The organism is Vibrio sp. 1557 (genome assembly GCF_033340175.1).
In the GTDB taxonomy this organism is placed as follows: Bacteria; Pseudomonadota; Gammaproteobacteria; order Enterobacterales; family Vibrionaceae; genus Vibrio; species Vibrio alginolyticus.
In genome coordinates this window covers 92976-105106 of sequence record NZ_JAWOVZ010000003.1, presented here as the reverse complement: position 1 = coordinate 105106, position 12131 = coordinate 92976, and the positions used below count along the sequence as shown (strand labels likewise).

The 12131-nt window shown below is 42.9% G+C and carries 11 protein-coding genes; 6 read left to right on the top strand and 5 right to left on the bottom strand.

Annotated elements, in window-relative coordinates:
• Nucleotides 1-535 precede the first annotated feature (535 nt).
• Nucleotides 536-2506 (top strand): replication initiator protein RctB domain-containing protein, encoded by a 1971-nt coding sequence (locus tag R7070_RS06235; protein WP_017635223.1) that lies wholly within the window; start codon nucleotides 536-538, stop codon nucleotides 2504-2506.
• A gap of 289 nt (nucleotides 2507-2795) precedes the next feature.
• On the opposite strand, the gene R7070_RS06230 is transcribed toward R7070_RS06235, so the two are convergent.
• From R7070_RS06230 to R7070_RS06220, 3 genes are read right to left on the bottom strand one after another with little or no spacing between them, the layout of a single operon-like run.
• Complete coding sequence (locus tag R7070_RS06230) at nucleotides 2796-3263, bottom strand: transcriptional regulator (protein ID WP_181881331.1); 468 nt, start codon at nucleotides 3261-3263, stop codon at nucleotides 2796-2798.
• Nucleotides 3263-4195, bottom strand: a complete 933-nt coding sequence (locus R7070_RS06225; protein ID WP_053350124.1) for an ATP-binding cassette domain-containing protein — start codon at nucleotides 4193-4195, stop codon at nucleotides 3263-3265. The genes R7070_RS06230 and R7070_RS06225 overlap by 1 nt, the downstream gene beginning before the upstream one ends.
• A gap of 2 nt (nucleotides 4196-4197) precedes the next feature.
• Nucleotides 4198-5046, bottom strand: coding sequence for an ABC transporter ATP-binding protein (locus R7070_RS06220; protein ID WP_005374497.1), 849 nt, complete (start codon nucleotides 5044-5046; stop codon nucleotides 4198-4200).
• Nucleotides 5047-5407: 361 nt separating this feature from the next.
• On the opposite strand from R7070_RS06220, the gene R7070_RS06215 reads away from it, so the two are divergent.
• Both R7070_RS06215 and ribA read left to right on the top strand, forming a co-directional pair.
• Entirely contained in the window at nucleotides 5408-5605 is a 198-nt protein-coding gene (locus R7070_RS06215; protein ID WP_005374493.1) for a PA3496 family putative envelope integrity protein, read from the top strand.
• Between the two features lie 238 nt (nucleotides 5606-5843).
• On the top strand, nucleotides 5844-6905 hold the full coding sequence (gene ribA / locus R7070_RS06210) for a GTP cyclohydrolase II (RefSeq protein ID WP_017635221.1): 1062 nt from the start codon (nucleotides 5844-5846) through the stop codon (nucleotides 6903-6905).
• 68 nt (nucleotides 6906-6973) lie between these two features.
• Here the strand turns inward: ribA and R7070_RS06205 are convergent, their stop codons facing one another.
• Complete coding sequence (locus tag R7070_RS06205; protein WP_005383196.1) at nucleotides 6974-7729, bottom strand: substrate-binding periplasmic protein; 756 nt, start codon at nucleotides 7727-7729, stop codon at nucleotides 6974-6976.
• Nucleotides 7730-7797: 68 nt separating this feature from the next.
• On the opposite strand from R7070_RS06205, the gene R7070_RS06200 reads away from it, so the two are divergent.
• The 3 genes from R7070_RS06200 to R7070_RS06190 all read left to right on the top strand — a co-directional run bounded on the left by R7070_RS06200 (nucleotide 7798) and on the right by R7070_RS06190 (nucleotide 10858).
• Nucleotides 7798-9696 carry an ATP-binding protein gene (locus R7070_RS06200; protein ID WP_256900188.1) on the top strand — a complete coding sequence of 633 codons (1899 nt, stop codon included), beginning with the start codon at nucleotides 7798-7800 and terminating at the stop codon, nucleotides 9694-9696.
• 100 nt (nucleotides 9697-9796) lie between these two features.
• A complete protein-coding gene (locus tag R7070_RS06195) occupies nucleotides 9797-10006 on the top strand; it encodes a DUF3283 family protein (protein ID WP_005374484.1) in 210 nt (69 codons plus the stop codon).
• 135 nt (nucleotides 10007-10141) lie between these two features.
• The gene (locus R7070_RS06190) at nucleotides 10142-10858 is read left to right on the top strand and encodes a YebC/PmpR family DNA-binding transcriptional regulator (RefSeq protein WP_005374482.1); all 717 of its coding nucleotides are present in this window, start codon (nucleotides 10142-10144) and stop codon (nucleotides 10856-10858) included.
• Nucleotides 10859-10931: 73 nt separating this feature from the next.
• Here the strand turns inward: R7070_RS06190 and rodA are convergent, their stop codons facing one another.
• A complete protein-coding gene (rodA, locus tag R7070_RS06185) occupies nucleotides 10932-12005 on the bottom strand; it encodes a rod shape-determining protein RodA (protein WP_256900187.1) in 1074 nt (357 codons plus the stop codon).
• Nucleotides 12006-12131: the final 126 nt, after the last annotated feature.

Below are 12131 nucleotides of genomic sequence, written 5' to 3'. Positions count from 1 at the left end.
GACTAGGATTTACTTCTAAATATGAGCGACTTGAATATATTTTAATCAGATGAGTGATATCTCATCAATATGGGCGCCAGAACGATAGATATATTGGCTCTTGATCATCGATCCGAGTATAAATAACATCACCAATGCACAATATAATCATCGTGAAGATCATTATTAAATACTGCATCTGTGGATAACCTGTAAAAACATCATGATCATCGTTTCAAGACTCTTTTGATCATCTTTTCATAACCTTAATGATCATGCTTACGAATAAATATGATCATGCTTTCAGGTTATTGTTGATCATACTTTCAGACTTCTTATGATCATAGTTCCGAAATACATGGAAATAATAGTCTTATAGAACAAAAGCTTAGCGAGAAATTCCAAGCCAGATCATTAGATCATATAATCAATTAAGATCAGATTAATCAAAAAGATCAGTTATTTAAAAAACAATCTTTTTTCTTTATTTATGATCTGTTTTTCTTTATTCTTCGGAACCATAGCACAACTACGGCTAGTGTGATCTGGATCTAAAATGACGGCTGATGAAAAAATTCTGATTAAAGCACCGAGAAGCCACAAAGATGGCCATCTTTTTGAGGTACATGAATCCTCTGCGGATTGGGTAGAGCAGTACCAACATTTCAAAGGGGTGACCAAAAGCATCTTAGAGTTGCTTAATCTGATCTCATTACGAGGCTTCAGCAGCAAGGATGGTTTGGTTTCAACCACAGAGATTGTGGAAGCAACAGATGGGCAACTCACACGCGCAGCCCTGCAACAACGTTTGCGCGCGGCAGTAAATATTGGTTTATTTACTCAAACTCCAGTGCGTTTTGAAGAGGGACTTGCTGGTAAAACGATGCTACATAAATTTGTGAATCCCAATCAGCTTATATCTGTGTTGGGAGCAACAAGTCTTGTTACCGACAAAGTTCGCCAGAACGAGAAACAAAAACGTTCGAAAGCATTGGCTCAGACTCAAGTAAACAAACGTTTGTTGAATGAGCACGGGTTAAACACACCTCCCACGATGAAAGATGAAGCCGATCAATTTGTTGTATCTCCAACAAATTGGGCTGGGATCATTGACCAAGCACTTGCGCCACCAAGAACTCGAAAAAGTTATCAGAAATCCATGGTGTCGATCTCTGGCACAAAAGCCGTTATCGAGACGCGATCATCCAAAAATATCATGACTGTGGATGATCTCATGACCCTGTTCGCTCTCTTCACGTTAACGGTTCAGTATCATGATCATCACAAAGATCAGTATCAGCTTGATGCGGCTCACGTACCAAACAAAACGCCGCTATACATCACTGATATTTTGTCGCTCAGAGGCAAAAAAGACAGTGGTCCAGCTCGTGATTCCATTCGCGATAGCATTGATCGCATTGAATTCACTGATTTTCAGCTCCATGAACTTACTGGACGTTGGCTAAGTGAAAACATGCCAGAGGGCTTCAAAAGTGATCGTTTTCGTTTTCTTGCTCGAACCATCACGGCCTCTGAAGAGGCACCTGTGGAGGGAAGCGATGGTGAAATTCGTATCAAGCCAAACTTATATATTTTAGTTTGGGAACCTTCGTTTTATGAAGAGCTGTTAACGCGCGATTATTTCTTCTTGTTTCCGCCAGAGATCTTGAAACAACATACTTTAGTGTTTCAACTTTACTCTTTCTTCCGTAGTCGCATGGTTCGTCGTCACACGGATTGCATGCTACTGAGTGAGTTAAACCAGAAACTTGCACGTAACATTGAATGGCGACGTTTCTCCATGGATCTGATCCGAGAACTAAAGCGTTTGTCTGATGGAAAAGGGAATGATGATCTATTCGTCGTTAATTTGTGGGGTTATCACCTGACGATCGAAACCATGATCGAAAATGACAAAGTGATGGACTACCAGATCGACATCAAATGTGATGTCGAAGAGGTCTTACGTTATTCACGAGCGCGAACGACCAACGCAGGAAAGCGTAACATGGCGCCTACGCTGCCAAACCCACTTCGTAATGAGATGGTAACCCGACAACAGCTTGAGGAGCTCTCAGGCATCATAGACGGCGAATTTGAGCCCATTCAACGCAAAGCACCGTCTCCAAGAGGAAATTTAGGGCGACGCGTGAAGCAAAGAAAACATTTGGTAGAGATCAATGCTGATGAGATCACCATTACTCTATCTAAATATACCTCACCAGAGGCTCTAGAACGCAGTATAACGGCTTTGTCTGCGATGACAGGGCACTCGTATGCCTCAATCAAAGAAGAGTGCTCAGATTACATAGAGAAGCTCGATTGGCTAAGGGTAGGGGATGAGCCGATTCCTTATGAGACATTAAGTAAAACCGTCGAGCTGTTTAACACCCAGAACGATGTTAAGCATCTTACCATCGAGCGCTTGATTGCGGGGTTAGCGGTGCGTCGGAAAGTTTGTCGTCAAATCTTCGATGGTCACATGGATGAAATGGTATTTCGTGCCTTGGATGAAATGGCGATTTAAAAGTGTCGCTTGATGTGTATCAAGCTATAGGTGTGATGTATCGGTTTGAAATGTAACAATGTCTTTCGATGATAAAAAACAGACTTAACTCTTACAAACCACTGACATTAGAAGCCAAGCCTAATACTACTATTTATCCCGAATAGACAACCTTTTGTCCTTTCTGATGATTAATAGATTGGCTCATATTGTTACATTCATTCTGAATAGACTTCGCGAGTTTCTCCTCAGGAAACTCGCTTTTTTTTGCCTAAAATTCCGCTAATTAAGCCTTGATCATTTTTCCGGACTAATGAGGTAAACCTTGATCATGCTTCTTGAGTTCATTCCAATGTAATGAACGCATCAACGCAACATGTGATTCGATTAAGCTATGGGCTTGTTCCTGCCACTTGTTTTGATCACACTGCTGATTACAAAACTCTAACGCCACAACGGTGAGATGCTGAAGTCGTCTCAAACACCAATCTTTGATCAGAATATCAGTCGAGACTTGGCATGCTGCTTGTTCAAGCTTTGCACTCGTATAAAGCAAGGTTTGATATGCTTTCTGAGGGTCTTGGTAGCTTGCATGTTGAAACACGCGTAAACATCCATCCAACCAGCAAGCAATCGCTTTACTTTGAAGAGCACTCAATTCGGGTCCAAACACGTCATCAGGCACCTGATATAAGATCGTTTCCAATTTTTCTACTTGATCATGTTTCCGCTGTTCGTACCACGTTGCGATTTGATCTTGCCAAGTACTCAAATCCATTACGCTGCCTCGGTCCATTGTTTTACATAGTGATTTGGCCCTATTTGATCAAATTCGTCGACAATTATGCTGCTACGTTGACGAATTTCATCGGCATCTATCGAATAGTTTGGTTCATTTTTCACTAAGTTACCAAAAGGTAAGTCAGGATCAGGAACGGCAGAAATCAACAGCTTAGTATAAGGATGCTGCGGATTCTTAAGTATTGAATGAGTGTCGCCCCATTCAACGATTTGCCCTTTGTACATTACTGCGGTTTCTTCCGCGATGTAGTGCGCAGTCGCCAGATCATGAGTGATGTATAAAAAACCAATTCCCAGTTCTTGCTTCATTCGTTGCATTAAATTCAACACTCCCAAGCGAATAGAAACATCCAGCATAGACGTAGGCTCATCCGCAAGAATGATTTGCGAACCTACCGCTAAAGCCCTTGCTAAGTTTACTCGCTGACGTTGCCCACCACTGAGTTCGTGAGGGAACTTATTCAATGTCTCTTCAGGTAGTTCCACCAGCTTTAGAAGCTCTTCCAAGCGGGCTGGGATGTCGCGCTCGTTTTTGACTTGTTTATGAATTTTTAAAGGACGTGTTAGGTGATGGCGAATGGTATGAGTTGGATTGAGAGAGCCAAACGGATCTTGAAACACCATTTGTACTTTACTGCGATATTCTTGTAGAGCCGATCGTGACGTGATCTCATTTATGTCAGTGCCATTGAAAAGGATCTCGCCTTGCGTTGCAGGGTAGACTTTGGTTATTAAGCGAGCGCAAGTACTCTTACCGCAGCCTGATTCTCCAACCAAAGCCAAGGTTTTTCCTGCGTACAGATCAAAAGTCACTCCTTGAAGCGCACGAAAGGTTTCCTCTTTCGCTAAACCACCGCCCACTTTGAATTCTTTAATCACATTTTTCATTTGGATGATAGGCTGGCTCATGGTTACGCTCCTTGTAACTCTGGTTGTTTGTGGACGTCATGGATGTTTGGGAAAGAAGCCCATAGCTTTTGCGTGTAGGGGTGTTGAGGATGATTGCGTATATCGTATGCTCGATTGACTTCGACGATTTCTCCGTGACGCATGATTGCAATTCGATCACATAGTTGGCTCATGAGTGCCAGGTCATGAGTGATAAAGAGGACTGAAAAACCGAACTCATCTCTAAGCTGATAAATTTGCTGTAAAATTTCTCTCTGTACCACTACATCTAATGCTGTTGTGGGTTCATCCATAATGATCAGTTTTGGATTTAGAGACAAAGCAATGGCTATCACCAACCGCTGACGCATTCCTCCTGAAAATTGATGAGGATATTCTGCTAAGCGTTCTCGAGGAATATTGACCAAGTCCAACAACTTTTCTGCTCTATCTTTTGCTTGAGCGTTAGTGAGGCCTTGATGGTGTCGTAACACATCTGCAAATTGCTCTTGTATCGTTAAGACAGGGTTGAGTGAGTTCATCGCGCTCTGGAACACCATGGCGATTTCACTCCACCTTAGAGCGGTCAGCTCAGAGTCTGAGATACTAAGGATATCCTTGCCATCAAACCATATTTTACCGCCAGAAATGAACGCTGGCGGCTTATGAAGACGATTTATTGAGAATGCGATTGTGCTTTTACCACATCCAGATTCACCGGCAAGACCAAATACTTCGCCTTTGCCGATATCAAAGCTGACGGACTTTACCGCATTAAAATCACCATTATCAGTGATGTAATCGACGCACAAATCTCGGATCTGGATGACCGGGTCATTGTGGTATGCATGACTTAAGTTAATACCATCCATATAAACACCTAACCAATCTAAAAGATAATTATTATCATTATCAGATGTGGCGGTTTTTAGAAAGTATCAAACCATGAATCAGTGAAGTGACTCGAAAGTTAGATGAAACAGGAAGTGGTGTAATTCGTCGTTGATAAAGCTAAAGAAGAGCAGAATTGAGAGCTAGATCAGCACACTTTTCGTAGGGGGAATTACTCAAATTTAATCGTAAATTTGTCCCTTGGCAAAACTTAAATGATGAATCTATTAAGGAGTTAACGAAAGGGCGGGAGGGGTCACATTTCCCTACAGTTTTTCTTACCACCTTGTTCCGGTTTTGCTATAGATTACGCATCGAAAACATGGTGTGTTCGGAGGAAATATGTCCATTAATTCTATCGACCATGACGAGATGACCAACATCGCTCACAAATGGGAATTACCTGATGAGGAAACCGTTGTGAAGCCAGAGAAAACAGTGAAATCAGCAGAAGCCAGAAGACGCATTGAAGCGTTACGTGAGATCCGTGAAAGTGGGTTGACCATTGAAGAAGCAAGGGAGCTTGGCTTGATACACTGATCGCCTCAGGTTGGTTTAGCAACCAATAGGGTAGTCGACGGACTGCCCTTTTTATTTTTTCACTCTATTATTCTCTTATTCAAACCCTCCATTTATCTGTCTTGCGCCTCAAAAGCACGAGTTTCACACTCACGTCCCGTCCCGAAGAAGTTTGACAATCTGACCTTGTGTTACTAGATATATCAGTAGCGATATGCTTTTTGTTGATTATCGCAACCACAAAGCAAGGAGCGCAAGTATGGTTGATCAAATCCTTTTTTATGAGCCCGATGAGCCCCACGGTTTTCTCTCAAATTTTTGCCATGCCCCAGTCAATATATCCTCCCAAACTTGGCCCACCAGTGAACATTATTACCAAGCCCAAAAGTTTCTCGATGCTCAGTTGCAAAGTAAAATTCAGCACGCAAGCACCCCTGACGAAGCGTTTGCTTTAAGCCGCAAATACGAACACTTTGTCAGAAGCGATTGGGACGATATAAAGTTGGCTGTTATGGCTTTCATCGTTAGGGAAAAGTTTCTACAAAATCCACCATTAGCGCAGCAATTAATGAGAACGGGTAACGCTTGCCTAACAGAGCATTCTCATAAAGATGCCTTTTGGGGAGACGGGGGAGATGGTAAAGGAGAAAATCATCTAGGAGAGATTCTGATGAATGTGCGGGCAGAGCTGAGACATGTTGAGCCTTACAATCTCGTGAAGTTTATCGATAAAGCCAAATTGCCCACCCAGTGGGGCACATTTATGATGTACGGCTTTATTGAAGCCGCGACAAATAAAGAGCATCTTGCTCTGGTCTATGGCGAGCCAACAAAAAGTGCAGCTCCACTTATTCGGTTGCATTCGGAGTGTCTTACCGGAGATGCTCTATTTAGCACGCGTTGTGACTGTGGTTTTCAGCTTAATAGAGCGCTACAAAACATCGTCAAAGAGGGATGTGGCGTGCTGCTTTATTTACGTCAAGAAGGGCGTGGAATCGGCTTGATTAATAAAATTCGTGCCTATCACTTACAAGATGATGGCGCAGATACCGTGGAAGCAAATGAACGTTTAGGTTTTGCCGCTGATATGCGTGATTACGCGTTCTGTAAAGGAATGCTAGAGCATTTGGGGATTGACGCTGTGCGTCTAATGACGAATAACCCACGCAAGCTCGCCGCCTTAAAAGCGGTTGATATTAACGTCATTGAACGAGTGCCATTACAAGAAGGGAATAACCCAAGTAATCAACATTACCTGCAAACCAAGGCGAGTAAATTGGGGCATATGTTTGATCCTAAGTTTGTTAACCACACTAAGTAAGTTCTACAGATTTCTCAGAAACAAAAACGCCAACGTATCATCGTTGGCGTTTTTGTTAATGAGTTGATTCATTGATACTTTTGAATGATTTCATCAATTTCCCCTGAGGTTTTTAATTCAACGAGTCGTGTATTGATGTAATTTTGAGTTTCTGGTTGCATTTGAGGTGAAAAAGCTAGGTAGATTGAGTAGTCAGGAATAACCGAGCTGAAAGGCTGTATCTGAAAATTCTCTAACGGCAAATTGAGTCGCTTTAAGTTGTAAAGGACTCGGGATTCCATCTCGACAAAAGCTGTATCTCCAGGGGTTCGGCTTATCACTCGGTATGCGGCGTTGTAGTCTTTCACACGCATTTCATTGACACTGCCATTTTCAAAGAACGGTGTTAAATTTGGATAATCAAACCCCAGCAGTAATACAATAGAACGACCATGCATCGTATCCATATTTTTGAATTCTAAAGGCTTCTCGCTACTCGACACCAGTACATGTTTTACAGTGTAAATGGGCTCCTCAGATAAATTTTCCGATTGCACCTTGCCCCAGTTCGGGCTGCCATAAGTTAACCAGTTTGGCTCAGCGCCTTCTTCCAATATGGAAATCATACGTTTAAATGGATAAGTATGATAATTCACTTGGTAATCCGACTCCGCGAAGATAGCGCTGACGATATCGGTCACAATTCCGGAGTGCATTTGTCCCTGTTGTTCAATTTGAAATGGTCGAGCTTGTTCAGCAATGACGTAATAGTTCACTTGATTTGCGGTCACATGAGAACTTACAACAATTAAGCTAAAAGCCAATCTAAGTAGAAGTCTTTTCATCGTATCCTCGATTATTATTTGTGCGTAGCTATATTTAGAGTAGCGCAAGTTTATCGGAGCGGTTTCATATGGATGAAAAAGAGCGATCTCAACGTCGTTTTAGTATCGGCAACCAACTTATGTTGGCGGTATTAACGTTGAGTTTAATCTTTACGGTCATCATTTCTACAGTGAGCTTATATCGAGTTTTTCACGAAGATTTAGCCCATTTAGATGTTGAATTAAAGCAGGTTGAGTCTAGCTATTTATCGAGTTTTTCTGCGAGTTTGTGGGTAGAGGATAGGGAGCTGTTGCTGACACAAGCTCAAGGTGCAATGCGTATGCCCTCGGTGGACTACTTACGTATTGCTAGTGAAGACGAAGTTATCATTGAATTAGGTTCGGCGCTTTCTGAGGATGTTGTCGAGAGAAGCTGGCCGATGCAGTATCGGGTCGGCGATAAAACGTATGATCTCGCGATATTAACGGTTCAATCGGATCTTAGCGCGATATATGAAGATCTTTGGCAGCAGTTCTTTTTTCTACTTACGACAGAAGCGATCAAAATTCTTGTCCTCATCATTGGTGTTCTTTGGGTGGCGTTTCGCTTGTTGGTCAATCCGTTACAATTGCTGTCTGGTGCGGTGAGCGATTTTCGTGGCGGTACAGTGCCGAGTAAAGTGACTCTCCCTAAACGATGGTGCTTTGATGAAGTGAGTGTTTTGGCAGAGAAATACAACCGAAGTGTTGAGAAAGTGAAAGAGCACCAGACTGAGTTAGAGGCTGAACGCGATAGGGCAGAAGTCGCTAATCGTAAGAAAAGTGAGTTTCTTGCCACTATGAGTCATGAGATCCGCACACCGATGAATGGCATTATTGGTGTGTCGTCGTTGCTCAATGACACCGACCTCGATCCCCAGCAAAAAGAGTTTGTAGAGATCATTGACAGTTCTTCTCACTCACTAATGACGATCATCGACGACATTTTGGACTTCTCTAAAGTTGAAGCTGGCAAAGTAGAGCTAGAATACACGAGCTATGATCTTCGCGAGCTACTTGACGATGTCATCAGTTTACATAGTGTCAAAGCCAAGCAGAAAAACTTACAGCTGCTCAGCGATATTGATCCTCACTTGCCAACGGAAGTGCAAGGTGATGCCACACGATTGAAACAAGTTCTGAACAATTTGTTGAGCAACGCGATTAAATTTACCGAGCGCGGCCATGTGAAGCTTCTTGTAGCGTTATCTCGACTTGATGGAGAGACCGCTCATATCCGGTTTCGAGTTGTGGATTCTGGTATTGGTATTGCGAAAGAGCACCAACAAGCAATCTTCGAACGCTTCCAACAAGCTGATGGTAGTACCACTAGAAAGTATGGTGGGACAGGGCTTGGTTTGGCGATAGCTGCACAGTTGGTTAACTTGATGGGAGGGGAAATACAACTAACAAGTGAGCTTGGGCTGGGAAGCTGTTTTGAATTTTCGATTCCTGTTGCTGTAATAAATGCGCAATCGACCTATACCGACCAACTTAATGTATTAGATTTCCGGAAAGCGGAAGACAACGAAATCAGCCCTCAAGATAATGATAAACCTTGGGTATTGGTTGTTGAAGATACCATCGTCAATCAGAAGGTAGTTCGCATCATGTTAGAAAAACTGGGTGTGCGAGTGAGTGCCGCCAACCATGGCGAAGAAGCATTGCAGCTGTGTGATCAGCAGCCTTTCGATTTGATTTTTATGGACTGCCAAATGCCTGTGATGGATGGGTTTATTGCTACGGAGCGAATTCGAAAAATGGGAGAGTGGGGGAAACACGTTCCAATTATTGCGCTAAGTGCCAATGTCATTAAAGAGGATCAGCAACATTGCTTCGATGTTGGGATGAACGAGTTCGTGGCTAAACCCGTTACCAAGACTCGATTACAACAAATATTCGAACAGCATTTACCAAAAGCACTGAAAATCAGCGCTGTGCCTAAATAGTTAACTTGAAATCGATCAAGTTAAGTGCGTTTCTATTCTGTAATTGTAACTCTGTGTGATATAGTGCCCGGCTAGTATTTAAAGTACCTTGAGGCTGTGAATGTCGTTTAATCTATCCCTATTGCCGCCTGACGAAAAAAACAAAATCGAACTGGATAAGCAGGCGTCGTTTTTGGTTTGGAAGCTCAGAGAGGCCAAATCTGGTCCTGAAGCAATAGAAGAACAGTTGTCCAAGATTAACGATGCTGATGAAAAGGCGTTTTTCCAGCAATCGGTCGAAAAGTACAAACGAGTAATGGGTGTCGCTTAACGCGAACCGTGGCAATGGTTCAATCCAATGTGACGAATGAGGTAACCTCCCTATTCCTTTGCTAAGCGAAATTGAAAAGGTTTCGCTTTTTGCTAAAATCCTTCGCATTAAATTTGAATTTAGAGAGACATCCCGATGGGAAGAAGTTTTGAAGTGCGCAAAGCCTCTATGGCGAAAACTGCAGGCGCGAAAATTAAAGTTTATTCCAAATACGGTAAAGAAATTTACATGTGCGCGAAAAACGGTGGTGGTGATCCAGACATGAACTTGTCTTTGAAACACCTGATCGCAAAAGCGAAAAAAGACCAAGTTCCTGCGCACGTTATCGATAAAGCGATCGACAAAGCGAACGGTGGCGGTGGTGAAGACTACACTCCAGCACGTTACGAAGGCTTCGGTCCTGGCGGTACTAGCGTTATCGTTGACTGTCTAACAGACAACGGCAACCGTACTTTCCAAGATGTACGCCAATGCTTTGTGAAAGTCGGTGCGAAAATTGGTGTTGAGGGCTCGGTTTCTCACATGTTCGACCACCAAGCGGTATTCCAGTTCAAAGGCGACGATGATGAAATCATCCTAGAAACGCTAATGATGGAAGACGTAGACGTTACTGACGTTGAGCTAGAAGACGGTGTTATCACTGTATTCGCACCTCACACAGAATTCTTCAAAACAAAAACTGCGCTTAACGGTGCATTCCCAGATCTAACGATCGATGTTGAAGAAATCACATTCGTTCCGCAAACTCATACGCCTGTATCGGGTGAAGATGCTGAGAAGTTCCAGAAATTCCTAGATCTTCTAGATGACTGTGATGATGTTCAGCAGGTCTACCACAACGCAGAGCTGTAATTAACTCGCTCATATCGTTGTAAAAAGGCTTCCTCAGGGAAGCCTTTTTTTGATCGCTTTTTCTCAAGCAGAGCTATGCGTTACGATATTTGGAATAACACAGCGACATGATTACACCAAAACAGATACCTTGAGTTAGCATCGCCGTGCCGCCATAGCTAAAGAAGGGAAGTGGGCTACCCATTACTGGCAACAAGCCACTCACCATGCCCGTATTGATAAAAGCATACAGAAAAAAGCTCATCGCTAATGCGCCACTTACCAGCCGACTAAAAAAGTGGTCAGACTGACATGCAAGCAACATAACGCGTGCAGTAATAAACAAGTACAATGCGAGTAAGACTAAACTGCCAACAAAGCCCCATTCTTCCGCATAGGTCGAAAAAATAAAGTCCGTATGACTTTCTGGAATAAAGCCAAGTGTTCCTTGCGTAGCATTCATCCAACCTTTGCCTTTCATACCGCCTGAGCCAATCGCAATCAAAGATTGGATGATTTGGTAGCCCGAACCCAGTGGATCGGACTCAGGGTGCAAGAACTGTGTTACACGGATCTTTTGATAGGTTTCCATAACGAAGAACCATAAAATAGGTGCTAACGTTAAAATGCTCGCAATAAACCCGCAGATTATTTTCCAGCTCATGCCAGCCAAAAACAAAACGAACAATGCATAAATGATGGTAAAAACTGCACCGTCTAAATCCGGTTGTAGCGCGATTAACCCGGCAGGAATCATTGCAATAAGTAAGCAAAACGCAATTTTCCGACTGTCTGGTCGACCTCCTTCAATATGCAGCATCCAGGCGATCATGATTGGAATGGAAAGTTTGATTAGCTCAGACGGTTGAAAGCGGAAGAAGCCGATATCGAGCCAACGTTGAGAGCCATTGGTGCTATCACCAAATAAAGCGACAGCAAGTAGCAGAGCAACCGCAATAATGTAGAGATATGGAGCTGAGCGCTGATAGCTGGACGCTGGAATCGAGGACATGACCAAGATACAAACTAATGTCAGTCCGCAGCGCGCCAAATGTTTGAAGAGCATCGCCTCATTAAAGCTACTGGCACTCCAGAGAGTGAGCGAACTTAACAGCATGATCGCCATGAGCAGTGGTAAATCAACTCTTGGGAAATAACGCTTATTCATTTTCAACGACCTAATAACGCACCTATTTTGAGTGCGAAAACAACTAAAACTCGAAGAGTTCAAACTATTCCGATGCTAAGAATCTCGATTTCGAAACAACAGACACCATGCAAAGGTGTGTAAGAA

Excerpts from the sequence above, each read along its gene's own strand:
- R7070_RS06225 (WP_053350124.1), bottom strand. The coding sequence starts at position 4,195 with ATGAGCCAGCCTATCATCCAAATGAAAAATGTGATTAAAGAATTCAAA.
- R7070_RS06235 (WP_017635223.1), top strand. The coding sequence starts at position 536 with ATGACGGCTGATGAAAAAATTCTGATTAAAGCACCGAGAAGCCACAAA.
- R7070_RS06215 (WP_005374493.1), top strand. The coding sequence starts at position 5,408 with ATGTCCATTAATTCTATCGACCATGACGAGATGACCAACATCGCTCAC.
- R7070_RS06220 (WP_005374497.1), bottom strand. The coding sequence starts at position 5,046 with ATGGATGGTATTAACTTAAGTCATGCATACCACAATGACCCGGTCATC.
- R7070_RS06200 (WP_256900188.1), top strand. The coding sequence starts at position 7,798 with ATGGATGAAAAAGAGCGATCTCAACGTCGTTTTAGTATCGGCAACCAA.
- R7070_RS06195 (WP_005374484.1), top strand. The coding sequence starts at position 9,797 with ATGTCGTTTAATCTATCCCTATTGCCGCCTGACGAAAAAAACAAAATC.
- ribA (WP_017635221.1), top strand. The coding sequence starts at position 5,844 with ATGGTTGATCAAATCCTTTTTTATGAGCCCGATGAGCCCCACGGTTTT.
- R7070_RS06230 (WP_181881331.1), bottom strand. The coding sequence starts at position 3,263 with ATGGATTTGAGTACTTGGCAAGATCAAATCGCAACGTGGTACGAACAG.
- R7070_RS06205 (WP_005383196.1), bottom strand. The coding sequence starts at position 7,729 with ATGAAAAGACTTCTACTTAGATTGGCTTTTAGCTTAATTGTTGTAAGT.
- rodA (WP_256900187.1), bottom strand. The coding sequence starts at position 12,005 with ATGAATAAGCGTTATTTCCCAAGAGTTGATTTACCACTGCTCATGGCG.
- R7070_RS06190 (WP_005374482.1), top strand. The coding sequence starts at position 10,142 with ATGGGAAGAAGTTTTGAAGTGCGCAAAGCCTCTATGGCGAAAACTGCA.